Source organism: Streptomyces sp. NPDC002306 (assembly GCF_053593435.1).
In genome coordinates this window covers 229,447-252,313 of the sequence record NZ_JBSFCK010000010.1, presented here as the reverse complement: position 1 = coordinate 252,313, position 22,867 = coordinate 229,447, and the positions used below count along the sequence as shown (strand labels likewise).

23 protein-coding genes are annotated in these 22,867 nt (G+C 71.3%); 11 read left to right on the top strand and 12 right to left on the bottom strand.

The annotated features are described in order from the left end of the window. Positions 1-24 precede the first annotated feature (24 nt). On the bottom strand, positions 25-630 hold the full coding sequence (locus tag ACWCQK_RS21995; protein WP_451157286.1) for a DUF1003 domain-containing protein: 606 nt from the start codon (positions 628-630) through the stop codon (positions 25-27). After that, the gene (locus ACWCQK_RS21990) at positions 620-1,993 is read right to left on the bottom strand and encodes a magnesium transporter MgtE N-terminal domain-containing protein (protein ID WP_451157284.1); all 1,374 of its coding nucleotides are present in this window, start codon (positions 1,991-1,993) and stop codon (positions 620-622) included. The genes ACWCQK_RS21995 and ACWCQK_RS21990 overlap by 11 nt, the downstream gene beginning before the upstream one ends. Positions 1,994-2,245: 252 nt before the next feature. On the opposite strand from ACWCQK_RS21990, the gene ACWCQK_RS21985 reads away from it, so the two are divergent. Further along, complete coding sequence (locus tag ACWCQK_RS21985; RefSeq protein ID WP_451157282.1) at positions 2,246-3,004, top strand: hypothetical protein; 759 nt, start codon at positions 2,246-2,248, stop codon at positions 3,002-3,004. A gap of 192 nt (positions 3,005-3,196) precedes the next feature. On the opposite strand, the gene ACWCQK_RS21980 is transcribed toward ACWCQK_RS21985, so the two are convergent. Further along, positions 3,197-3,712: a hypothetical protein gene (locus ACWCQK_RS21980; RefSeq protein ID WP_451157280.1), complete on the bottom strand. Its 516-nt coding sequence runs from the start codon at positions 3,710-3,712 to the stop codon at positions 3,197-3,199. 23 nt (positions 3,713-3,735) lie between these two features. After that, the gene (locus tag ACWCQK_RS21975) at positions 3,736-4,896 is read right to left on the bottom strand and encodes a magnesium and cobalt transport protein CorA (protein WP_451157278.1); all 1,161 of its coding nucleotides are present in this window, start codon (positions 4,894-4,896) and stop codon (positions 3,736-3,738) included. Positions 4,897-5,356: 460 nt separating this feature from the next. On the opposite strand from ACWCQK_RS21975, the gene ACWCQK_RS21970 reads away from it, so the two are divergent. Continuing rightward, positions 5,357-5,953, top strand: a complete 597-nt coding sequence (locus ACWCQK_RS21970) for a suppressor of fused domain protein (RefSeq protein ID WP_451157276.1) — start codon at positions 5,357-5,359, stop codon at positions 5,951-5,953. Positions 5,954-6,039: 86 nt separating this feature from the next. Here ACWCQK_RS21970 and ACWCQK_RS21965 read toward each other — a convergent pair whose 3' ends face one another. Further along, positions 6,040-7,263 carry an MFS transporter gene (locus ACWCQK_RS21965; RefSeq protein WP_451157274.1) on the bottom strand — a complete coding sequence of 408 codons (1,224 nt, stop codon included), beginning with the start codon at positions 7,261-7,263 and terminating at the stop codon, positions 6,040-6,042. 168 nt (positions 7,264-7,431) lie between these two features. Between ACWCQK_RS21965 and ACWCQK_RS21960 the strand changes: the two genes are divergently transcribed. The 3 genes from ACWCQK_RS21960 to ACWCQK_RS21950 all read left to right on the top strand — a co-directional run bounded on the left by ACWCQK_RS21960 (position 7,432) and on the right by ACWCQK_RS21950 (position 9,786). Then, on the top strand, positions 7,432-8,073 hold the full coding sequence (locus ACWCQK_RS21960) for a DUF6758 family protein (protein ID WP_451157272.1): 642 nt from the start codon (positions 7,432-7,434) through the stop codon (positions 8,071-8,073). Positions 8,074-8,254: 181 nt separating this feature from the next. After that, positions 8,255-9,112, top strand: a complete 858-nt coding sequence (locus ACWCQK_RS21955) for a PHP domain-containing protein (RefSeq protein ID WP_451157270.1) — start codon at positions 8,255-8,257, stop codon at positions 9,110-9,112. Positions 9,113-9,180: 68 nt separating this feature from the next. After that, positions 9,181-9,786 (top strand): MarC family protein, encoded by a 606-nt coding sequence (locus tag ACWCQK_RS21950; protein WP_451157268.1) that lies wholly within the window; start codon positions 9,181-9,183, stop codon positions 9,784-9,786. Between the two features lie 204 nt (positions 9,787-9,990). Here ACWCQK_RS21950 and ACWCQK_RS21945 read toward each other — a convergent pair whose 3' ends face one another. Next, positions 9,991-10,143 (bottom strand): hypothetical protein, encoded by a 153-nt coding sequence (locus ACWCQK_RS21945; protein WP_351148613.1) that lies wholly within the window; start codon positions 10,141-10,143, stop codon positions 9,991-9,993. 228 nt (positions 10,144-10,371) lie between these two features. Between ACWCQK_RS21945 and ACWCQK_RS21940 the strand changes: the two genes are divergently transcribed. Beyond that, the gene (locus tag ACWCQK_RS21940) at positions 10,372-11,271 is read left to right on the top strand and encodes an NYN domain-containing protein (protein ID WP_451157266.1); all 900 of its coding nucleotides are present in this window, start codon (positions 10,372-10,374) and stop codon (positions 11,269-11,271) included. Between the two features lie 49 nt (positions 11,272-11,320). Here the strand turns inward: ACWCQK_RS21940 and ACWCQK_RS21935 are convergent, their stop codons facing one another. Together ACWCQK_RS21935 and ACWCQK_RS21930 are read right to left on the bottom strand one after the other, a co-directional pair. Further along, positions 11,321-12,190 (bottom strand): alpha/beta fold hydrolase, encoded by an 870-nt coding sequence (locus tag ACWCQK_RS21935; protein ID WP_451157264.1) that lies wholly within the window; start codon positions 12,188-12,190, stop codon positions 11,321-11,323. 84 nt (positions 12,191-12,274) lie between these two features. Continuing rightward, entirely contained in the window at positions 12,275-14,836 is a 2,562-nt protein-coding gene (locus ACWCQK_RS21930) for a DEAD/DEAH box helicase (RefSeq protein ID WP_451157262.1), read from the bottom strand. Positions 14,837-15,336: 500 nt separating this feature from the next. Here ACWCQK_RS21930 and ACWCQK_RS21925 point away from each other — a divergent pair, with 500 nt between their 5' ends. Beyond that, complete coding sequence (locus ACWCQK_RS21925) at positions 15,337-16,119, top strand: ferritin-like fold-containing protein (RefSeq protein WP_451157260.1); 783 nt, start codon at positions 15,337-15,339, stop codon at positions 16,117-16,119. Between the two features lie 90 nt (positions 16,120-16,209). Here the strand turns inward: ACWCQK_RS21925 and ACWCQK_RS21920 are convergent, their stop codons facing one another. From ACWCQK_RS21920 to ACWCQK_RS21905, 4 genes are all read right to left on the bottom strand, one after another. Continuing rightward, positions 16,210-16,476, bottom strand: a complete 267-nt coding sequence (locus ACWCQK_RS21920; RefSeq protein ID WP_451157258.1) for a hypothetical protein — start codon at positions 16,474-16,476, stop codon at positions 16,210-16,212. Positions 16,477-16,700: 224 nt separating this feature from the next. Further along, positions 16,701-16,928 (bottom strand): DUF3107 domain-containing protein, encoded by a 228-nt coding sequence (locus tag ACWCQK_RS21915; RefSeq protein WP_385786174.1) that lies wholly within the window; start codon positions 16,926-16,928, stop codon positions 16,701-16,703. Positions 16,929-17,085: 157 nt separating this feature from the next. Continuing rightward, a complete protein-coding gene (locus ACWCQK_RS21910) occupies positions 17,086-17,727 on the bottom strand; it encodes a TetR/AcrR family transcriptional regulator (RefSeq protein ID WP_451157256.1) in 642 nt (213 codons plus the stop codon). A gap of 231 nt (positions 17,728-17,958) precedes the next feature. Further along, complete coding sequence (locus ACWCQK_RS21905) at positions 17,959-18,192, bottom strand: hypothetical protein (RefSeq protein WP_451157254.1); 234 nt, start codon at positions 18,190-18,192, stop codon at positions 17,959-17,961. A gap of 165 nt (positions 18,193-18,357) precedes the next feature. Between ACWCQK_RS21905 and ACWCQK_RS21900 the strand changes: the two genes are divergently transcribed. The 4 genes from ACWCQK_RS21900 to ACWCQK_RS21885 all read left to right on the top strand — a co-directional run bounded on the left by ACWCQK_RS21900 (position 18,358) and on the right by ACWCQK_RS21885 (position 22,865). Then, a complete protein-coding gene (locus ACWCQK_RS21900; RefSeq protein WP_451157252.1) occupies positions 18,358-19,392 on the top strand; it encodes an alpha/beta fold hydrolase in 1,035 nt (344 codons plus the stop codon). A 7-nt stretch (positions 19,393-19,399) separates the two neighbouring features. Then, a complete protein-coding gene (locus ACWCQK_RS21895) occupies positions 19,400-20,815 on the top strand; it encodes a DUF3152 domain-containing protein (RefSeq protein WP_451157250.1) in 1,416 nt (471 codons plus the stop codon). 56 nt (positions 20,816-20,871) lie between these two features. Continuing rightward, complete coding sequence (locus tag ACWCQK_RS21890; RefSeq protein ID WP_451157248.1) at positions 20,872-20,964, top strand: Ms4533A family Cys-rich leader peptide; 93 nt, start codon at positions 20,872-20,874, stop codon at positions 20,962-20,964. Positions 20,965-21,146: 182 nt separating this feature from the next. Next, complete coding sequence (locus ACWCQK_RS21885; protein ID WP_451157246.1) at positions 21,147-22,865, top strand: ABC transporter substrate-binding protein; 1,719 nt, start codon at positions 21,147-21,149, stop codon at positions 22,863-22,865. Positions 22,866-22,867: the final 2 nt, after the last annotated feature.

Genomic DNA, 22,867 nt, shown 5'->3' with positions numbered 1-22,867 from the left:
CGGTCCCGGCCGCAGGGATGGATGTCAGCGGTCGTCTGCGTCACGTGCGGACGACCGTTCCGGCCGTTCTGCCCGTTCTGCCGGGAATCTGACGTGTCCGTCGGGGTGCCGTTCCTCCAGCTCCTTCATGACGTCGTGCAGTTCGGAGCGGATCCAGTCGCGGGTGGCCACCTCGCCGAGGCCGATGCGCAGGGAGGCGATCTCGCGGGTGAGGTACTCGGTGTCGGCGATGGACCGTTCGTTCTGCTTGCGGTCCTGCTCCAGGTTGACGCGGTCGCGGTCGTCCTGCCGGTTCTGCGCGAGCAGGATCAGCGGGGCCGCGTACGAGGCCTGGAGGGACAGCATCAGGGTCAGGAAGATGAACGGGTAGTTGTCGAAGCGCAGGGGGTCCGGCGCGGAGACGTTCCACACCACCCACACGATGATGACGACCGTCATCCAGACGATGAAGCGGCCCGTGCCCAGGAAGCGCGCGATCCGCTCCGACAGCCGCCCGAAGGCCTCCGGATCCCACTCGGGCAGGATGCGGCGCCGGGGCGCGCGCGGCTGGTCCAGCCGGGCCCGCGGCCGGCCGGCGGCGGTGGCGCCCGCGGGTGTCCGCTCGCGGGCGGTCTCGCGCTCAGGTGCCATGACCGGTCGCTTCCTCGTCGATCGCCTCTTCCGCCTCGGCTTCCTCGCGGATCGCCTCCGCGCCGATCTCGTCCGCGCCGATCCCGTCCTCGCCCATGCCTTCCTCGTCCAGGTGGAACTCCGTCTCCCGCCAGTCCTCCGGCAGCATGTGGTCCAGCACGTCGTCGACGGTCACCGCGCCGAGCAGCGAGCCCGCCTCGTCGACGACGGGCGCCGCGACCATGTCGTACGTCGCGAAGAACCCGGCGACCAGCGGCAGCGCGGCTTCGGGGTCGAGGGGGCGCAGGTCGTCGTCGACGATCGCGCTCACCAGGGTGTACGGCGGGTCGCGCAGCAGCCGCTGGAAGTGGACCGTGCCGAGGTACTTGCCGGTCGGCGTCTCCTCGGGCGGACGGCACACGTAGACCTGGGCGGCGAGGGCCGGGGAGAGGTCGCCGTTGCGGACCCGGGCGAGGGCGTCGGCGACGGTGGCGTCCGGCCGCAGCACGATCGGCTCGGTCGTCATCAGACCGCCCGCGGTGTCCTCCTCGTACGACATCAGGCGCCGCATGTCGGCCGCGTCGGCGGGTTCCATCAGACTCAGCAGCCGCTCCTTGTCCTCCTCCGGGAGTTCGGAGAGCAGGTCGGCCGCGTCGTCCGGGTCCATCGCCTCCAGGATGTCGGCGGCGCGCTCCTCCTTCAGCTTGCCGAGGATCTCGATCTGGTCGTCCTCCGGCAGCTCCTCCAGGACGTCGGCGAGCCGGTCGTCGTCGAGGGCCGCGGCGACCTCGGCGCGCCGCTTGGGGGAGAGGTGGTGCAGGACGTTGGCGAGGTCGGCGGCGCGCAGCTGCTCGAAGGTGGCGAGCAGGCTCTCGGCGCCCTGCCCGTGCTCCTCAAGGGAGAAGCCGGTGACGGCGGACCACGGGACGGTCAGCGTCTCGCCCCGGTCGCGACGGAAGGCGCTGCTCTTGCGCCCCTTGCGCACGAACGCGCGGTCGACCTCCCAGTCGCGGCGCGCGGGCAGCCGCCGTACCGACAGGTCGAGCACGGTGACCTCCTCGCCGGTCTCCACCAGCGTGACCCGGCGGTCGAGGAGTTCACCGAAGACGAGGCGTTCGGTGGGGCGCTGTTCGAAGCGCCGGACGTTGAGGACGCCGGTGCTGATGACCTGGCCGGACTCGATCCCGGTCACCCGGGTCATGGGCAGGAAGACGCGGCGCCGGGTGGAGAGTTCCACGACCATGCCGAGCAGGCGCGGGGGCCGGCGTTTGACGCGCAGCATGACGATCAGCTCGCGTACGCGCCCCACCTGGTCGCCGTTCGGGTCGAAGACGGGGACGCCGGCGAGGTGCGAGACGAAGATCCGGGGGGCGCCGGCTGCCATGACGGGGCTTCCTTTGCGTACGGGGCGTGGCTGCTGTACTTCCTCTGACGTGGCTTCCGGTTCGCTTGCGCCGAGGGTGTTTCCGGATGTCCGCTCGCTTCCGATGTGTCCGCTCGGGTGGGCTTCAGGCTAGCCCGTCCCGTTCGGGCATGCCCTGGTGAGCGGTCCGGACGGACTGGCTCCGCTGGTCCCCGACGGCCCCGGTACGCTGCCGTACTGCGTCGACGACCGCGAGAGAGGCAGCCTCCATCCGTGACTGCGATTTTCCAGGGCCATGGCCGTCGGGCCGTGCTCGTGGTGAGTGCGCTGTGCGCCCTGGTCGTGACCGGAACGGGCCTGACGGGGTGCGGCTCCGGCCCCGACGAGGGGACGAACGGTGTGAGCAAGCTGCCCCCCGCGAAGATCCAGAGCCGGACGAGAACGGCGGCCGCGTCCGTGGACACGGTGCGGCTGGCCGGAACCGTGGTCGCCAGCGGGAGCACGTACACGCTCGACATGCGTCTGAAGTCCGACGGCGGGACCGGGTCGGTCACGTCCGAGGGGACGACGTTCCAGGTGCTGCGGATCGACGACCAGCTCTATCTCAAGGCCGACGCGGAGTTCTGGAGCCATGAGGACGGCGAGGCCGAGGGCGGCGGCACGGACACGGCGGCCGCCGACAAGCTCGACGGCAAGTACGTCAAGGTCCCGAAGGACGACCCCGCGTACAAGAAGTTCAGCGGTTTCACCGACAAGGACGTCCTCCTCGACAGTCTGCTGACCCTGCACGGCAAGCTGGGGACGGGCGGACACCACGAACAGTCGGGCGTCCCGACGATCCGCATCACCGGCGACGACGGCTCCGGCGGCACGCTGGACGTGTCCCTGGACGGGAAGCCGTACCCGCTGCGCCTCGAACGCGCGGGCGGCGCGGGCACGCTCACCTTCTCCGACTGGGGCAAGGACTTCACCGTGAAGGAACCGGCGAAGGACGACACGGTGGACTACGGGCAGCAGCTGCCGACCTCGTAGGCCTGGGCGGCGGTTGCCCGCCGGGGCTTCGGCGGCTGTCGGCGGCTGGGGTCGCCGTGACGGCCGCCTGTCTGGGCCGGGAGCCGCCGTGACGGCCGACTGCCGGCCCCCATACCGCCTGCCCGACCGCTCAGGCCTCAGCGCCCCTGCCGTCCCTCAGGCCTCAGCGGTCGCCCACCGACGCCTCACGCCTCAGCGGCGCCCGCGCCTCTTCAGCAGGAGGCGGGGCAGGGCCGCCGGGACCGGCTGCCGTGTGGTCGCCGGTGTGGCCACCGGCGCCGTCGCCAGGGAGCCGTCGGGAAGCGGCGCCGTCACCCCCGTGGGCTCCAGCCGCAGCAGCCGGCACTCACGGGACCAGCGGTCCGTCATGGCCTCGCCGTCGGGCGCGTTGAGACGTTTGCCCTTGAGCTCGGCGACGGTCGCCGCCCACTCCTCGGATCCGGGCGCGAGTTCGACGACCCGCGCCGTCCAGGAGACCAGCCGGCCCCCCTTGTCCTTGCTGCGGGCGGTGACCTCGGCCTCGGTCCCGGCGGCCAGTCCCGGCAGCGGCTGCTCCCCGGGCCCGTCGCCGATCAGGCACGCCGCGCCCTCGTGCCACACGTGCCACAGCGGACGCGCGGCGGGGACACCGGAGCCCCGGACCCAGATGAGGCCGGACTTCTTCGTGGCCTCCTCGACGAGGGCCTGGTCGAGCAGCTCGCTTGTCATGGGCCCAGCCTAACCAGGCGCCCTCACAGCCAGCCGTTGCGCTTCAGTGTGCGGTGGATGCCCAGACAGATGGCGACCGTGACCGACATGATCACGGGGTAGCCGAACTTCCAGTGCGTCTCGGGCATGTAGTCGAAGTTCATCCCGTACACCCCGCACACCATCGTCGGTACGGCGACGATGGCGGCCCAGGACGTGATCTTCCGCATGTCCTCGTTCTGCGCGACCGACGCCTGCGCGAGGTTGGCCTGGAGGATCGAGTTGAGCAGCTCGTCGAAGCCGATGACCTGCTCCTGGACCCGGGCGAGGTGGTCGGCGACATCCCGGAAGTACTTCTGGATGTCCGGGTCGACGAGCCGCATGGGCCGCTCGCTCAGCAGCTGCATGGGGCGCAGGAGCGGCGACACCGCGCGCTTGAACTCCAGCACCTCGCGCTTGAGTTGGTAGATCCGGCCGGCGTCCGTGCCACGCGGACTGCCCTTGCGGCCCGGCGAGAACACCTCCGTCTCCACCTCGTCGATGTCGTCCTGCACGGCGTCGGCGACCGCGATGTAGCCGTCGACGACGTGGTCGGCGATGGCGTGCAGCACGGCCGACGGGCCCTTCCCGAGCAGCTCGGGGTCGTCCTGGAGGCGGTGGCGCAGCGCGCGCAGCGAGCCCTGGCCGCCGTGCCGGACGGTGATGAAGAAGTCCCGGCCGGTGAAGCACATGACCTCGCCGGTCTCGACGACCTCGCTGTTGGCGGTGAGCCGGTCGTGCTCGACGTAGTGGATGGTCTTGAACACCGTGAACAGGGAGTCGTCGTAGCGCTCCAGCTTCGGCCGCTGGTGGGCCTGCACGGCGTCCTCCACGGCCAGCGGGTGCAGCCCGAACTCGCGGGCGATACCGGCGAATTCGGCCTCGGTCGGCTCGTGCAGACCGATCCACACGAAGCCGCCGTCGCGCCGCACCAGGCGCATCGCCTCGTGCGGGGTCAGCGGCGCCCCGGTCTCGACGCGGGCGCCGTCGCGGTAGATGGCGCAGTCCACGACGGCGGACGGCGTCGAGGGGTCGCGGGTGGTGTCGTACACCCCGCCGTCCGTACGCGGACCGTCCGTGCGCAGGCCGTTCGCGCGCAGACCGTCCTTGCGCAGCGAGACGCGGGACGGACGGACCACGGCACGCAGGTCGCGGATCATCGACATGGCAGGCTCCTTCGCGACAAGCAACGAAAAACCGCCGGGAACGGGTGGAACTACCCGGAATGGGGACGTCCAGACTGCGGATGTTTGGCACGTCCACAAAGCGGGGAGCACCGCACCGTTGCGGTGGCGAGCTTCGCTACTGATTCAGATCAGACAGATACAGATCAGGTAAAACGAAACGAAGTGCTCTTCCGTAGAAATACGGGCGCGAGAGGTGGCAGCCAGCCAGAGCCAGAGCAGCTACATCAGCGGCCGGAAGAGCGGGTGGTACTGCCAGGTCGACTTCGGTCCATTGCAGCCCCACCTCCTCCGGCCGGTCCCTCGTAAGGGAGTTCCATCGGCGTCGGGGCTTGATCGCGACGCTTCTGCGTGCTGCCCCGAACCACCGGGCAACAGTATCAGCCGACTGAAGTGTCAAGGCGCTGCTTTGCCTGGTACTGACGAGTTCTATGCTCGCCCCATGGCTGATGTTCTTCCTCTGGTGGAGGCCCGGTTGCGCAGCGCGCTGGGCGAGCCGGACGCGCGCGCCGCGGTCACCTTCCTCGGTACCGACCGCGTCGAGGTGCTGCGTTTCCGGGACGACTCCGCCGGGGGCCCGGTGGTCCGCTACGCCACGCTCGGCATGTCGGCCCAGCCCATGGCGGACCCCACGGCGGTGCTCGCCGACCCGGTCAAGGGTCCCCGCGCGGAGCTGGTCCTCTCCGTCCGGGCGGGCCTCGCCGACACCGACAAGGTGCTCCGTCCGCTGGCCGTGCTCGCCGCGTCTCCGCAGGTCGAAGGTCTGGTCGTGACTCCTGGCGCCTCGCTCGACGTGGGCGGCCCGCTGTGGCCCGGCGCCCCGTTCACCTCGGTCCTGGTCGCCGAGCCGGGTGGCCTGGTCGAGGACCTGGAGCTGGACGAGCCGCTCGACCCCGTACGGTTCCTGCCCCTGCTCCCCATGACCGCGAACGAGGCCGCCTGGAAGCGGGTCCACGGCGCGCAGGCCCTCCAGGAGCGGTGGCTGACGAACGGGACGGATCTGCGGGATCCGTCCCGCAGATCCGTCCCCCTGGAGTGAGCAAGCTCTCATCAACGGGTGGCCGGAAAGCGCCGGTTGAGCGGGCGCGCCGGTGAGCCGATCGAGGCGATGGACGGTCGTCGCCCTCAGTCGGCGAAGACGGTGACGCCGTCCTGCGTCGCGTGCCGCGGCTCCAGCTCCCGCGCTCCGCGCGTCAGCGCGTCACGTCGGACGAAGACCACCACCGCGCCGATGACGGCCGTGACCGCCGCGACCACGAACGGGATGTGGATGTCGCTCCACTCCTCGATCTTCGGCGCGAAGTACGGCGCCGCGGCGGCCGCGAACCAGCGCACGAAGTTGTAGCCGGCGCTGGCCACCGGACGCGGCGCGTCCGAGACGCCGAGGGCCAGTTCGGTGTAGACCGTGTTGTTCACACCGATGAAGGCGCCGGACAGGATCGTGCAGACGACTGCCGTGGTGTGGTCGCCGTAGCCGAGGACCAGTACGTCGGCGGCGAGCAGGACGAGCGAGCCGCCGAGCACCTTCAGCGAGCCGAACCGTGCCTGCGCCCGCGGCGCCACGAGCACCGAGAACACGGCCAGCAGCACGCCCCAGGCGAAGAACACGGCGCCCGACTTGTACGGGGTCATGTTCAGCACGAACGGGGTGAAGGCCAGCACCGTGAAGAACGTGTAGTTGTAGAAGAACGCCGAGACCGCAGCGGAGGCGAGACCGCCGTGCCCGAGGGCCTTGAGCGGGTCGAGGAGCGAGGTCTTACGAGCCGGCCTGGGCTGTTCCTTCAGGAACACCGTGATGCACAGGAAGCCGACCGCCATCAGGAACGCGGTGCCGAAGAACGGGTAGCGCCAGTTGGCGTTGCCGAGCAGGGCGCCCAGCAGCGGGCCGCACGCCATGCCGAGGCCGAGGGCGGACTCGTAGAGCAGGATCGCGGCGGCGCTGCCGCCCGCGGCCGCGCCGACGATGACCGCGAGGGCCGTCGAGACGAAGAGCGCGTTGCCGAGACCCCAGCCGGCCCGGAACCCGACGAGTTCGCCGACCGAGCCCGACGTGCCCGCGAGGCCCGCGAAGACCACGACGAAGGCGAGACCGAGCAGCAGGGTCTTGCGGCCGCCGACGCGGCTGGAGACGAAGCCCGTCACCAGCATCGCGGCGGCGGTGATCAGGAAGTATGAGGTGAAGAGCAGGGAGACCTGGCTCGTCGTGGCGTCCAGGCCCTGGGCGATGGACGGCAGGATCGGGTCGACGAGGCCGATGCCCATGAACGCGACGACCGACGCGCCGGCCGTCGCCCAGACCGCCTTGGGCTGCCGCAGGAGGCCACCGGCTCCGGCGTCGAAGGGGTCCATCGGTTCTCCTAATCGAGAAGGGTGGTTGGTATATGCACACAATAAGTTAGGTCAGCTAATTAATGCAAGCTACATCTAATTTCCCGAGGTGGGGTCGAGGGTGCGGGATCCGTCCGGACGGGTGATCGTCCTTGACGTGGGCGTGCGCGGGTAGGACCGTGGAGCTCTATGAGGGGCGAACCCAGTTGCCCGAAGTGTGGTGGCCGGGTCAGGGCTCCCGGACTCTTCGCCGATTCGTGGCAGTGCGATGTGCACGGCACGGTGCATCCGCTGCAACCCGTGATCCCGCCCAGCGTCGAGGCCCTCGGTGTCGTGGTGCATCGCACCCAGGTGCCGGTGTGGATGCCCTGGCCACTGCCGGTCGGGTGGCTGTTCACGGGTGTGGCCTACGCCGGTGACGACCGTAGCGGCGGCCGCGGCACCGCCGTGGCCTGCTCGGGGCCCGGCCCGCTCGGCGGCATGGGGGAACTGATCCTGGTCGCGGAGGAACTCGGCGTCGGCCTCGGCGCGCGGTACGCCGGCATCGACGGCCCGGACCCGGGTCCGGCCATGGACGTCGAGAAGCCGCCCCAGGTCAAGGTTCTGGCCGCCGGCCGCCCGACCCCGCTCTGGCACGTCCCCAGCGCCCCGGCCGACCGTGCCGTCTTCGCGGGCGAGGCGCTCGGTCTGTGGGTGTGGGCGGTCGTGTGGCCCGAGCAGTCGGGGCTGCTGATGTACGACGAGCTGGTGCTGACCGACCTGCGGGACGCCGGGGCCGAACTGGACCTGGTGCCGTGCGGGGCGCTGTCGCCGCGCCTGCTGGAGCCTTAGCGCGCGGATGCCGGAGAGTCCTGGAGTCCGGCGCTCCGGGGGCGCCCGAGGCGCGGCGGTGGTGCGGTCGTGACGCGTATGTAGGGGGCGCTCGACGGGTGCGGGTGTGACAGGAGGTGTTCCGTCCTCCCGTTATGCTGGAGCGTCCCCCTCCGTCCCGTCACCGCCTGGAGCCCGCGTCGTGCGTATCGACCTGCACTGCCACTCCACGGCTTCCGACGGTACGGACACCCCGGCCGAGCTGGTGCGAGGCGCCGCCGCGGCCGGACTGGACGTGGTCGCGCTGACCGACCACGACACCACCCGCGGACACGCCGAGGCGGCCGCCGCGCTGCCGGAGGGGCTCACGCTGGTCACCGGCGCCGAGCTGTCCTGCCGTATCGACGGCATCAGCATGCACATGCTGGCCTACCTCTTCGACCCCGAGGAGCCCGCGCTGCTCGCCGAGCGCGAGCTGGTCCGGGACGACCGGGTGCCGCGGGCCAAGGGCATGGTCGCCAGGCTCGTCGAGCTGGGTGTGCCCGTCACCTGGGAGCAGGTCGCCCGGATCGCCGGTGACGGCTCCGTCGGCCGGCCGCACATCGCGTCCGCGCTCGTCGAGCTGGGCGTGGTGCCCACCGTGAGCGACGCGTTCACCCAGGACTGGCTGGCCGACGGCGGCCGGGTCTTCGTCGCGAAGCACGAGACCGATCCGTTCGAGGCCATCCGGCTGGTCAAGGGGGCCGGGGGAGTCACCGTGTTCGCGCACCCGGCCGCCGCCAAGCGCGGCCGCACGGTCCCGGAGTCCGCGATCGCCGAGATGGCCGCGGCGGGCCTGGACGGCATCGAGGTCGACCACATGGACCACGACCCGGACGCGCGGGTCCGGCTGCGCGCGCTGGCCGCCGATCTGGGACTGCTCGTGACGGGGTCCTCGGACTACCACGGCAGCCGGAAGACGGTCGCGCTCGGCGCGTACACCACGGATCCCGAGGTGTACGGCGAGATCACCCGGCGGGCGACCGGGGCGTTCCCCGTGCCGGGGGCCGGCGGAGCCTGAGGCTCGCCCCGCCCCTCGCCACCCCTCACTCTGTTCGCTCACTTCTTCCGCAAGGCCTTCTCACTCTCATGTTCGACGTAGCTGTCTTCGGCTCTCTCTTCCTGACCCTTTTTGTCATCATGGATCCCCCCGGGATCACCCCGATCTTCCTCGCGCTGACCGCCGGCCGGCCCGCCAAGGTGCAGAAGCGCATGGCCTTCCAGGCCGTGTGCGTGGCCGGCGGTGTGATCACCGTGTTCGGGCTGCTGGGGCACCAGATCCTGGACTATCTGCACGTGTCCGTGCCGGCGCTGATGATCTCGGGCGGTCTGCTGCTCCTGCTCATCGCGCTCGACCTGCTCACCGGCAAGACCGACGAGCCGAAGCAGACCAAGGACGTCAACGTGGCGCTCGTACCGCTGGGCATGCCGCTGCTGGCGGGCCCGGGCGCGATCGTCTCCGTCATCCTGGCCGTGCAGAAGGCGGACAGCGCGGCCTCGCAGGTGTCGGTGTGGGCGGCGATCCTCGCGATCCATGTCGTGCTGTGGTTCGTCATGCGGTACTCGCTCGTGATCATCCGTGTCATCCGGGACGGCGGCGTGGTCCTGGTGACCCGGCTCGCGGGCATGATGCTCTCCGCGATCGCCGTGCAGCAGATCATCAACGGCATCACCCAGGTGGTCCGGGGCGGCTGAGGCCGGGCTCGTATGCGGCGGCTGCTGACGACGCGGTCGTACACGTCGGGCACGCCCCGGATGGCGCGGAGTTCCGGCGGACCCGCCCGGGGGAACACGCGGACTCCCGGCGAACCCGCCCCCGGAACACACAGAGCCCCGTGGGGCGCCGGTCGGGCCGGCCGCCCCACGGGGCTCTGAAATCTGTGGATGGTGATCCGTACGTTATGAGGCCGAGGTGTCGGCCGGACGGATCCACAGCCGCTGCCCTATGGCGGCGGCCTGCTGAACGATCCGGTTGACGGAGGCGGCGTCCACGACGGTCGTGTCCACGGGCGTGCCGTCGATGTCGTCGAGTCGCAGGATTTCGAAGCGCATGGGCTTCCCCCTTCGTCTGGTCATCCTCCTGAGGAGAACTACTGGCTGGAAGGAGCACGGGGCGGCTGTGCCCCCTGCTCCATGACCTAGTCAACGCGATGCGTGTTACAAACATTCCCTACGCTAAAGAAATTTTTCGAACGGCTAACTACTGCCCGGTAAGTGAGTTTGCGGAGACTGAACGGGACCGGTTGTGTTCGCAGCGTGACCGCCGGGACAATGGAGGCGATGAACGACGACCTCGCGGACCTGACCGCCCGCATCGACCGCACGAACGCGCTGCTCCAGCGCATGCTCGCCGAGGTGGCGAAGACACCCTCGACCCACGCGATCTTCGTCGACGCGGGGTACCTGTACGCGGCCGCCGGACGGCTGGTGGCCGGCACCGAGGACCGCCGCGCCTTCGACCTCGACGCCGAGGGCCTGATCGAGGCGCTCATCGACCGCGCCCGCACGATCTTCGCGGACAGCAGGCTGCTGCGGGTCTACTGGTACGACGGCGCCCGGCGCCGCATCCACACCGCCGAGCAGCAGTCCATCGCGGAACTGCCCGACGTGAAGGTGCGCCTGGGCAACCTCAACGCCAACAACCAGCAGAAGGGCGTCGACTCCCTGATCCGTACGGACCTGGAGTCGCTCGCCCGGCACCGCGCCATCAGCGACGCCGCGCTCCTCGGCGGCGACGAGGACCTGGTGTCGGCCGTCGAGGCGGCGCAGGGGTACGGCGCCCGGGTGCACCTGTGGGGCATCGAGGCCCCCGAGGGCCGCAACCAGGCCGAGCCCCTGCTCTGGGAGGTCGACAGCCAGCGCACCCTCGACCTCGACTTCTTCAAGCCGTACGTGTCCCGGCGCACCGCCGTGACCTACGAGCCGGCGTCGGCGTCCGCCCGGCCCACGCGGGAGGACGTCCGCTTCGTGGGCGCCCAGATCGCGGCGAAGTGGCTGGCGGCGCGGGGCCGCGACGCGCTGGTGGAACTGCTGCCCGGCCATCCCTATCTGCCGGGCTCGGTCGACCAGGACCTGCTGGTCGAGGCCGAGGGGCTGCTGTCGTACTCGCTCCGCGGCCAGTCGGACCTGCGGCGCGCCCTGCGTGACGGCTTCTGGGAGCACCTGCAGACGCAGTACTAGGGGCGTCCGGGCGACCTAGGGGCGTCCGGGCGACGCCCCGGGCCCACCGCTACGGAGTGTGCTTGTCCCAGAAGCCGGCGAGCGCCCGGGCGGTCGCGAGCGGCTGGTCCACGTTCGGTGAGTGCTCGGCGCCCGCTACGACCGTCCGGTGCGCCCCCAGCCGTACCGCCATCTCGTCGAGGACGGTCACCGGCCAGGTGTCGTCGCGGGCGCCCGACACGACGTGGAACGGCAGCGGAACGGCGGCGAGTTCGGCGATCCGGTCCGGCTCACCGCACAACTGCCGCCCAGTGACGCGGAGTTGGGCGGGGCTGGTGCCCAGCCAGCGGCGGCGCAACTGCTCCTGGGTGCCGAGGCCGCGGGCCGGCCCACCGACCTCCTCGGGTGGACCCATCGCCCGGATCGCCTCCCACACCTCGGCCATGGTCATCACGTCGAGCGCGTCCCGCAGCAGTCGCACGCGCTGCTCCTGGGAGACGGAGATCCGGGCCGGGCCCGAGGCGAGGAGGGTGAGCGAGCGGAACGGGGAGTGGTCCAACAGGGCGGCGGAGCGGGCGATCTGGCCGCCGAGGGAGTGCCCGACAAGATGCACGGGGGTGCCGAGCGCCTCGGCCTGCGCGAGCACATCGCGCGCCAACTCGTTCTGTGCGTAAGGCGATTCGTCGTCGTCCGGTCCGTCGGACTCGTACTGGCCGCGCCCGTCCACGGCGACGGTCCGGTACCCGCGCACGGCCAGCGTCGCGTGCACCAGGTTGAAGTCCTCCTTGCTCCCCGTGAACCCGGGCAGCATCAGCGCCGCCCCCCTCACCTCGGCTCCCGCGGCCGGGGGCATGTCGACGACGGCGAACTCACCGCGCGCGGTCCGCAGCAGGTAGGCGCGAGCGCCCTGGGGTGTGTCGAAGGCGGTGGGGTCGGTCACGGGGTGAGGCTATCGGGCGGCACGCCGAGCACGGAAACGCCGAAGGCCCGGTCCACGGGTGTGGACCGGGCCCTCGGGCCGTGCTCAGCTCTCCGCGGTCTCCGCGGCGGCGACCTTGCGGGTGCGCCGTGCCTTGGGCTTGACCTCGGCCTCGGCTTCGGTGGCGGCCGTCTCCGGTGCCGGTGCGGTGGCCGCGGTCTTGCGGGTGCGGCGGGCCTTGGGCTCCGGTTCCTGCGCGGTCTGGGCCGGGATGTCGGCGGTGGCCGTCGTCTCCGGCTCGGCGACCTTGCGGGTACGGGTGCGGCGCGGCTTCGCCTCGGTGGCCTCGTCCGCCGTCTCCACGGCCGCCGCCTTACGGGTGCGGCGCGGCTTGACCTCGGCGGTCTCCGTCGCCACGGCGGTGTCGGCCACCGTCTCGGCCGTCGCCGCCGCCTTGCGGGTCCGGCGCGGCTTCGCCTCGGTGGCCTCAGCGGTGTCGACCGCGGTCTCGGCGGCGGCGACCTTGCGGGTGCGCCGTGCCTTGGGCTTGACCTCGGCCTCGGCTTCGGTGGCGGCCGTCTCCGGTGCCGGTGCGGTGGCCGCGGTCTTGCGGGTGCGGCGGGCCTTGGGCTCCGGTTCCTGCGCGGTCTGGGCCGGGATGTCGGCGGTGGCCGTCGTCTCCGGCTCGGCGACCTTGCGGGTACGGGTCCGACGCGGCTTGGCCTCGGTGGCCTCCGCGGTGTCGACGGCCGTCTCGGCGGCCGCGGCCGCCTTGCGGGTACGCCGGGGCTTGCTCTCGGCGGTCTCCGTGGCCACGGCGGACTCGGCGGTGTCGACCACCGTCTCGCCCGTCGCCGTCGCCTTGCGGGTGCGGCGCGGCTTCGCCTCGGTGGCCTCGGCCGTGTCGACCGCGGTCTCCGCGGCGGCCGCCACCTTGCGCGTACGGCGGCGCGGTGTGGTGGCCGGGGCCTCGGCGGGCTCCGCCTCGGGGGCCTGCGCGGTCTCGACCGGAGCGACCGTCGGCTCCGCCACCGTCGCCTCGGCGGACGCGCGGGTCCGGCGGCGGCGCGGCTTCTCCGTGGCCTCCGGAGCGTCCACGGCCGTGCCCTCCGCCGTCGCCACGGCGGTCTCCGCGGCCGGCGACTCGACGGCCGTGACCACGGCCGGCGCCGTCTCCGGGCCCGGACCGCCGCGGGTACGGCGACGACGGCGCGGGGTACGGGACGCCGCGCCGTCCTCCACCGCGGGCGTCCGCTCGGGAGCGGGCGCGGGTGCGGTGGTCGACTCGGCCGCGACCGGCTGCGTCGCGTCCATCGGCGTACCGCCGCGCGTACGACGACGGCGACGCGGGGTACGGGCCGGACGCTCGCGCTCGGCGGTACGGGACTCGCCGCGATCGCCGCGGTCGCCGCGCTCGCCCCGGTCCCGGTCGTTGCGGTCGGGGCGGCCGCCACGGCCGCGTGCCGCTCGCCCGCCCGGCTCGCCCAGGTCTTCGAGCACCTCCGCGTCGAGCCCGGCGCGCGTGCGCTCCGTGCGGGGCAGGACGCCCTTCGTGCCGGCGGGGATGTTCAGTTCCTCGAAGAGGTGCGGGGACGTGGAGTACGTCTCCGGCGGGTCGCTGAAGTTCAGCTCCAGCGCCTTGTTGATCAGCTGCCAGCGCGGGATGTCGTCCCAGTCGACGAGGGTGATCGCGATGCCCTTGGCGCCCGCGCGGCCGGTACGGCCGATGCGGTGCAGGTACGTCTTCTCTTCCTCGGGGGACTGGTAGTTGATGACGTGGGTGACGCCCTCGACATCGATACCGCGCGCCGCGACGTCGGTGCAGACGAGGACGTCCACCTTGCCGTTGCGGAAGGCGCGCAGCGCCTGCTCGCGGGCACCCTGACCGAGGTCGCCGTGGACCGCGCCGGAGGCGAAGCCGCGGCGCTGGAGCTGCTCGGCGATGTCGGCGGCCGTGCGCTTGGTACGGCAGAAGATCATCGCCAGTCCGCGGCCCTCGGCCTGAAGGATGCGGGCGACGAGCTCCGGCTTGTCCATGGAGTGCGCGCGGTAGACGTGCTGCGCGGTGTTCGCGACGGTCGCGCCCTGGTCGTCCGGCGAGGTGGCGCGGATGTGCGTGGGCTGCGACATGTAGCGGCGGGCCAGGCCGATGACCGCGCCCGGCATGGTGGCCGAGAACAGCATCGTCTGACGCTTCGGCGGCAGCATGTTGATGATCTTCTCGACGTCGGGCAGGAAGCCGAGGTCGAGCATCTCGTCGGCCTCGTCGAGGACGAGCGACTTGATGTGCTTGAGGTCGAGCTTCTTCTGGCCCGCGAGGTCCAGCAGCCGGCCCGGGGTGCCGACGACGACGTCGACGCCCTTCCTGAGGGCCTCGACCTGCGGCTCGTAGGCCCGGCCGCCGTAGATGGCGAGGACGCGCACGTTGCGCACCTTGCCCGCGGTCAGCAGGTCGTTGGTGACCTGGGTGCAGAGCTCGCGCGTGGGGACGACGACGAGCGCCTGCGGTGCCTCGGTGAGCTGCTCGGGCTTGGCGCGCCCGGCCTCCACGTCGGCGGGGACGGTCACGCGCTCGAGGAGCGGGAGGCCGAAGCCCAGCGTCTTGCCGGTGCCCGTCTTGGCCTGGCCGATGACGTCGGTGCCGGTCAGGGCGACGGGGAGCGTCATCTCCTGGATGGGGAAGGGGCTGATGATGCCGACGGCCTCAAGGGCCTCGGCGGTCTCGGGGAGGATTCCGAGCTCTCGGAACGTAGTCAGGGTGCTGCCTCTTCTGTGTGGGCGGTGCGAGGCGAGCGCGGGGGTCGTGTCGGGACCGTGCCGGGGACATCGGCCGCCTTACGGATGGGCCGTAGGGCACGGGACCACAGCCGACGCTCTAGCGCTCGAACCGCTGAGGGTTCCCTCCGATCGTCGTACGCACAGTGCCGTACGGTCAGGGAGGGCTGTCGGGTCGGAGCCGATCGGGCCACCGACCGGGCATCCTCATACGTGCGGCCTGTCGAGGTACGGCTGAGTACCAGCAGGCGCATTACCACCATACCTCGGAATCGCGCACACGTGTTGGCCGATTCGGTCACGTAGTCGCCGTCACACCGATTCCCGCCGTCGCGGTCACACTGATTGACCAGGGACTTCCGTCGCGCGGCGAGCGGGCTATTGTGCGCTTCATGACGAGCTCTGACAAGCCCGAGAACGCCCCTGAGAACGCCGCCGAGTCCGCCGAGTCCGCCGGACCCGCGGCGCCCGCCGAGCGCACCGCGATCGCCGCCCAGAACTGGGCGCAGGCCTCCGCCGAGCCACAGTACCGCGCCGCGGTCGTGGACCTGCTGGGTGCGTTGGCGTACGGCGAGCTGGCGGCGTTCGAACGGCTCGCGGAGGACGCCAAACTGGCGCCGACGCTGGCGGACAAGGCGGAGCTGGCGAAGATGGCCTCGGCCGAGTTCCACCACTTCGAGCGGCTGCGCGACCGGCTCACGGAGATCGGCGAGGAGCCGACCCACGCGATGGAGCCCTTCGTCGCCGCTCTCGACGGATTCCACCGGCAGACGGCCCCCTCGGACTGGCTGGAGGGTCTGGTCAAGGCGTACGTCGGCGACTCGATCGCCAGCGACTTCTACCGCGAGGTCGCCGCCCGTCTCGACACGGACACGCGTGAACTCGTCCTGGCGGTCCTCGACGACACCGGGCACGCTGGTTTCGCGGTGGAGAAGGTGCGCGCCGCCATCGACGCCGAGCCGCGCGTCGGCGGCCGGCTCGCGCTGTGGGCACGCCGGCTGATGGGTGAGGCCCTGTCGCAGTCCCAGCGGGTGGTCGCGGACCGCGACGCGCTCTCGACGATGCTCGTCGGTGGCGTCGCCGACGGCTTCGACCTCGCCGAGGTCGGCAGGATGTTCTCCCGGATCACCGAGGCGCACACCAAGCGGATGGCGGCGCTGGGACTGGCCGCCTAGGGTCGTTCGTTCGGATCAGACCGGTCGTGGCAGGCGGAGCCGCGCGACACCGGGCTGGTCCGAACGGCGGGGCCTATGGGCCCGCGGCGGTCACGCCGGCGCTGATCGCCGGAGCCTTCCCGCGGGGCGCAGCAGCAGCGAGAGCGAGGCGGTGGACACCACCGCCGCGCCGAGCAGGCTCGGCAGGAAACTGCCGGGGCCCAGCGCGGTGTGGGTGACGAAGTCACCGAAGAGAGCGCCCGCGACGCCCGTCGCGAACACGAGGTGCCGGGTCGGCAGGCGGTGGGAGAAGCGGTGGTTCGCTGCCCATGCGAGCACGACACCGAGCAGAGCGGAACCGAGCGCTTCCAAGATCATGTCGGGTCACTCCAAGCGGCCGGACTGTGTACCAAGGTCGTAGCCCGTCATACCCGTGACCTGCGGAATGCAATCCTCCCCTGTGGGCGAGTTGTGCGCCGTCGGTGGAGAAAACGATCGGAGGGGCCCGGCGACGTCATGTCGCCGGGCCCCTCCGATCGTGTCTGCTCGTGTCTGCGAACGTTGCTCGCGTCGTCGTCCGCCGCGCGGACCACGTGCGCGGACTACAGCGCGCCGAAGCCCACCTTGCGCGGGGCCGGCTCGCCGAGCTCGACATAGGCGAGGCGGTCCGCCGGGACCAGGACCTTGCGGCCGTGGTCGTCCACGAGGCTCAGCAGCTGCGACTTCCCGGCCAGCGCCTCGGCCACCGCCCGCTCGACCTCCTCGGCACTCTGACCGCTCTCCAGAACGATCTCGCGGGGCGCGTGCTGCACGCCGATCTTGACCTCCACGGCTATGTCCCTCCGACGGTCAGTGAAGTGCGCGAACCTTCCGCGCCGTACGCAGCACACATTAGCCCGGTGAGGGGACGAACACGCTCCGGTCGAGAACGCCACGAGCGAACAGCGACCGGGAACAAAACCCCACCGGGGTACGCGACGGCCCGCGTCAGTGGTGATCCGTGCCGTGCAGCGGGAAACCGGCGATGCCCCGCCAGGCCAGTGAGGCCAGCAGCTGGACCGCGTGGTCGCGCGGGACGCTGCGGTCGCTGTGCAGCCAGGAGCGGGCCACCACCTGGGCGAGACCGCCGAGACCGGAGGCCAGCAGCATCGACTCGGCCTGCGAGAGACCGGTGTCCTCGGCGATGACCTCGCAGATCGCCTCGGCGCACTCGTTGGTGACCTTGTCGACGCGCTCGCGCACGGCGGGTTCGTTCGTCAGGTCCGACTCGAACACCAGCCGGAAGGCCCCGCCGTCGTCCTCGACGTACGCGAAATAGGCGTCCATCGTCGCCCGCACGCGCTGCTTGTTGTCCGTCGTCGACGCCAGCGCGGCGCGCACCGACTGGATCAGCGACTCGCAGTGCTGGTCCAGCAGAGCGAGGTAGAGGTCGAGCTTGCCCGGGAAGTGCTGGTACAGCACGGGCTTGCTGACGCCGGCGCGCTCGGCGATGTCGTCCATCGCCGCGGCGTGGTAGCCCTGTGCGACGAAGACCTCCTGGGCGGCGCCCAGCAGCTGGTTCCGTCGAGCTCGGCGCGGCAGGCGAGTGCCACGCGGGCGTGCCGCCTCAGTTTGCTCGATGGCTGTCACGCCGCCTCCCAATGTCGTCCACTTGCGGTGAGAGCCGCGCGGCCATCGTACTTTTCGGTAACCGTGGTGTGCGCGGTGCGAGCGGAGAATTTCACGGACCGGACGCCGATTGCCGGGGAACGGACGTCGACGGACGCCGATGGACACCGACCGAAACGGTGTACAGCGGTGCGAACGGGCACACACGGGTCAGGCCCCGGCGGGCCGCTCGGCCCGGGGACCGGTCGCCGCTCAGCGGTAGTCGTCCTCGTCCAGGGACACCACGCGCGCCTGTTCGATGAGGTCGGCCTCGTCGGCGCGGGCCGGGTCCACGTCGTCGAGGGGGTCGTCGCGGTCCGGTGCCACGTCCGCGAACTGCTGCGCGGCGTCGTTCTCCGGCGCCTCGACATCGATCTCCCGGCGGTCGTCGGCCCGGAGCTCCTCGAGTTCCTCGAGCACCTCGGGGTCGGTGGGATCAACGGCCATGACGGGCTCCCTTCCTCGCACGTCCCTGAAAGACGACAGGCGCTGTGACGCGGGTGCCCTCTCTACGAGCCTAGGCAACACCCGGTCCGGACGCTATGCGATCCGCCCGCAATCTGTGACAGCCAACACATCAGTCCCTGCGTGATCGTCTCGTAACATTGCCGCATGTCGTCGACCGAGCTGCCGTCAGTGCCCCCCACCGACCTGCTTCCGGAACCGGCCGCCGTCAGGGTCGCGGACGGCGAACGCCTCAGGTCCGTCGGGCTGCCCGGAGTAACGCTTTCGGTACGTTCGAGGCCGCCCGCGCGCGAGGGACTGGCACCCGCGCTCCACGTCCACGGTCTCGGCGGTTCCTCCCAGAACTGGTCCTCGCTGATGGAGCTGCTGGACGGGGTCGTCGAGTGCGAGGCACTCGACCTGCCCGGTTTCGGCGACTCCCCGCCACCGGACGACGGCGACTACTCCGTCACGGGACACGCGCGCGCGGTCATCCGCTACCTCGACTCGTCCGGGCGCGGGCCCGTGCACCTCTTCGGCAACTCGCTCGGCGGCGCGGTCACCACGCGCGTGGCCGCCGTGCGGCCCGACCTCGTGCGGACGCTCACCCTCGTCTCGCCCGCGCTGCCGGAACTGCGCGTGCAGCGCACCGCGCTGCCGACGGCGCTGCTCGGGTTCCCCGGCGTGGCGACGGTCTTCACCCGGTTCACCAGGGAGTGGACGGCGGAGCAGCGGGTGCGCGGTGTCACGGCGCTCTGTTACGGAGATCCCGGACGGGTGGCTCCCGAGGCGTTCGGGCACGCGGTGGACGAACTGGAGCGGCGGCTGCGGCTGCCGTACTTCTGGGACGCGATGACGCGCTCCGCGCGCGGGCTGGTCAACGCGTACACGCTGGGCGGCCAGCACGGCCTGTGGCGCCAGGCCGAGCGGGTCCTCGCGCCGACCCTCCTGGTCTACGGCGGCCGCGACCGGCTCGTCGGTTTCCGCATGGCACAGCGGGCGGCCCGCACCTTCCGTGACTCCCGTCTCCTGACGCTCCCCCAGGCCGGGCATGTGGCGATGATGGAGTACCCGGATACGGTGGCCACGGCGTTCCGCGACCTGCTGGAGTACGCGGAACGTTCCGGGGCCGCAGCGGGGGCCGAAGGCACCTCCGGCGCCGACGGCGCCGAATCCGTCCGACGAACGAGTACCGGGAGCTGAGGGGGACGTGGGACGCCACAGTCGCCGAGGTCCCGCGCCCAAGGGCGCGGCCAAGGAAGACACCGGGGAGCGGGTGCCACCGGCACGCTCCGGGCCGTCGGCTCCGCCGACGGCGGACGGCACGCCCGCGCGCGGGGTGCCGCTCTTCCCGGACGGCACGCCCGCGCGCGGAGTGCCGCGTCTGCCCGACGGCACACCGGCTCACGGCATCCCCCGGCCGGCCGGGGGCACGCCCGCACGCGGTGTTCCCCGGGTTCGCGGCGGCCACCCCGAGCAGCGCGAGTCCGGTGGCGGCTGGGGCGAGTTGAGAGGGCCGACGGCCGACGGGGTCGGCTACGGACGGCCCGGCGCGCCGGGGCAGGGGCCCTCGATACCGAGGCAGCGCCAGGCCTCCGCGCGCGGACCCCGCCAGGACTACCTCGACGCCTTCACCGAGGACGACGTCTTCGCGCCGCGCACCGCCGTCTCCGCACTCGCCACGGACCCGTACGCCCCCGCCGTCGACCGGGCCACGGCCCCCCGGCGGACCGGCACGGGCGGCGGCATCGGAACCGGCACCGGTGCCGATGACGACGAAGCGCCGCCCACCGGTGAACCCGCCGGACCCGCGCGCGAGAAGAGCGCCAAGAGCCGTGCCTTCACCGGTATCGCGGCCGCCGCCGTCACCACCGTGCTGGCCGTCGTCGTGGCCGGCCAGGTCACCGGAGGCCAGGACGACAGCGAAGGCCTGCGGCCGCAGTCCGCCGCGGGCCAGGCCGGCGTCTCCCTGCCCACTGCTCCCTCGGTGGTGCCGAGTCCGTCGGCGCCGGCCGACGTGGTGCCGCTGACGTACGCGCAGAAGATGGCCGTGAAGTACCCGCTGAGCTCCACGCTCAAGGCGTCGGGGAAGTTCGACGCGGTCCCCGGCTTCGCCAAGGCGCCCGGCAAGGGCCCGAAGTACACCTACCGCGTGGACGTGGAACGGGGGCTCGGGCTCGACGGTGAACTCTTCGCGCAGGCCGTGCAGAAGACGCTCAACGACAACCGCAGCTGGGCCCATGACGGCGCCCGCACCTTCGAGCGGATCCACTCCGGCAAGCCCGACTTCGTGATCACGCTCGCCAGCCCCGGCACCACCGCCGACTGGTGCGCCAAGTCCGGCCTCGACACCACGGTGGACAACGTCTCGTGCGACTCGGCCTCCACCGAGCGCGTGATGATCAACGCCTACCGATGGGCGCAGGGCTCGACGACGTACGGCGACGCGATCCACGCCTACCGGCAGATGCTGATCAACCACGAGGTCGGCCACCGTCTCGGCCACGGCCATGTGACCTGCGAAAAGGACGGAGCACTCGCTCCGGTCATGCAACAGCAGACCAAGTTCCTCGACCACGACGGAATCCGGTGCAGGCCCAACCCCTGGGCCTATCCGAGCAGTTGACAGGCGGCTCGGCAGCCGCTTTGACACGCGCGGAAAGTTGGTTCATATTTCTGCGCATGTCGTCTCGTCACACCTCCGCCTGCGCCGCCATCGAGCTGGCGCTCATCGGTGTGACCGCGCTCTGCGTGGCCGACATCCTCTGTAGCTGACGCCCGCCCGCAGGCGCGCGCGTCGCGAATTCCCTCCTCCTCCGTGAACCGGTTCACGGGCTCGTGACCTGTTCACGGCTGGGGACGACCTTCTTTCGACGACCAGGCGCCGGGCCGACGTGTGTCCGCAAGCGTCTCATCCCTCGTCATTCCGTCTCAGTATTCGAGAGGTCGTCATTCCGATGCGTCATCCGTCCGTCATAGCGCGCCGCGTGGCAGCGGCATCCGTCAGCCTGGTCCTGGCCGCGGGCGCCGCCGCCTGCGGTCCTGAGGACAACGATGCCAAGGGCTCCGGTGGCGACTCCACGCCGCACAAGGGCGGCACCCTCACCGTCCTGAACTCCAACCCGCAGCAGGACTTCGACCCCGCCCGCCTCTACACCTCCGGCGGCGGCAAGATCCCCTCCCTCGTCTTCCGTACGCTCACCACCCGCAACCGCGAGAACGGTCCGGCCGGCGCCGAGGTCGTCCCCGACCTCGCCACCGACACCGGGCGGCCCAACAAGGACGCGACCGTGTGGACGTACACGCTGAAGGCGGGCCTCAAGTACGAGGACGGCACGCCGATCACCTCGGCCGACATCAAGTACGGCATCGAGCGCTCCTTCGCCGCGGAGCTCTCCGGCGGCGCCCCCTACCTGCGGGACTGGCTGATCGGCGGCGCCGACTACCAGGGTCCCTACAAGGGCGGCAAGAGCCTCGACTCGATCGAGACGCCGGACGCGCGCACGATCGTCTTCCACCTGAACAAGCCCGAGGGCGAGTTCCCCTACCTCGCCACGCAGACGCAGTTCGCCCCGGTGCCGAAGGCCAAGGACAAGGGCACGAAGTACGAGGAGCACCCCGTCTCGTCCGGCCCCTACAAGGTCGTCACGAACGAGAACGACGGTGAGCGGGTCGTCCTGGAGCGCAACACGTACTGGTCCGCCGCGACCGACGCCGAGCGCAAGGCCTACCCGGACAAGATCGACGTACGCTCCGGCATCGACTCCTCCGTGATCAACCAGCGACTGGCCGCGTCCCAGGGAACGGACGCCGCCGCCGTCACCACGGACACCAACCTCGGCCCGGCCGAACTCGCCAAGGTGACCGGCGACAAGGAACTCGCCTCCCGCGTCGGCACCGGCCGCTTCGGCTACACCAACTACATCGCCTTCAACCCGAAGGTGAAGCCGTTCGACGACGTCAGGGTGCGACAGGCGATCTCCTACGCCCTCGACCGCTCGTCGGTGGTCAACGCGGCCGGCGGCTCCTCGCTGGCCGAGGCGGCGACGACCTTCCTGCCGAACCAGAAGTCGTACGGCTACGAGCCCTACGACCTGTTCCCGGCCGGCGCGTCCGGCAACGCGGCCAAGGCCGGGGAACTGCTGAAGGCGGCCGGCCACGCGAACGGGCTGACCGTCACCCTCACGCACTCCAACAGCAAGGACTTCGAGACCAGCCCGGAGATCGCGACCGCGATCCAAGACGCGCTGAAGAAGGCCGGCATCACCGTCAAGCTGGAGGGCCTGGAGGAGAACGACTACGCCGACAAGATCCACAGCGCGAAGACGGAGCCCGGCTTCTTCCTCGCCCACTGGGGTGCCGACTGGCCCTCGGGCGGTCCCTTCCTGGCCCCGATCTTCGACGGCCGGCAGATCGTCGAGGACGGCGCGAACTTCAACACCGGCTTCCTCGATGACAAGTCGGTCAATACCGAGATTGACGCGATCAACAAGTTGACCGACCTTGACCAGGCCGCCAAGCGGTGGGGTGCACTGGACAAGAAGATCGGCGAGCAGGCGCTGACCGTGCCCCTGTTCCACCCGGTCTACAAGCGGCTGTACGGCAAGGACATCCGCAACATCGTCATCAGCGACTGGGACGGCGTCCTGGACCCCTCGCAGGTCGCGGTCAAGTAGCG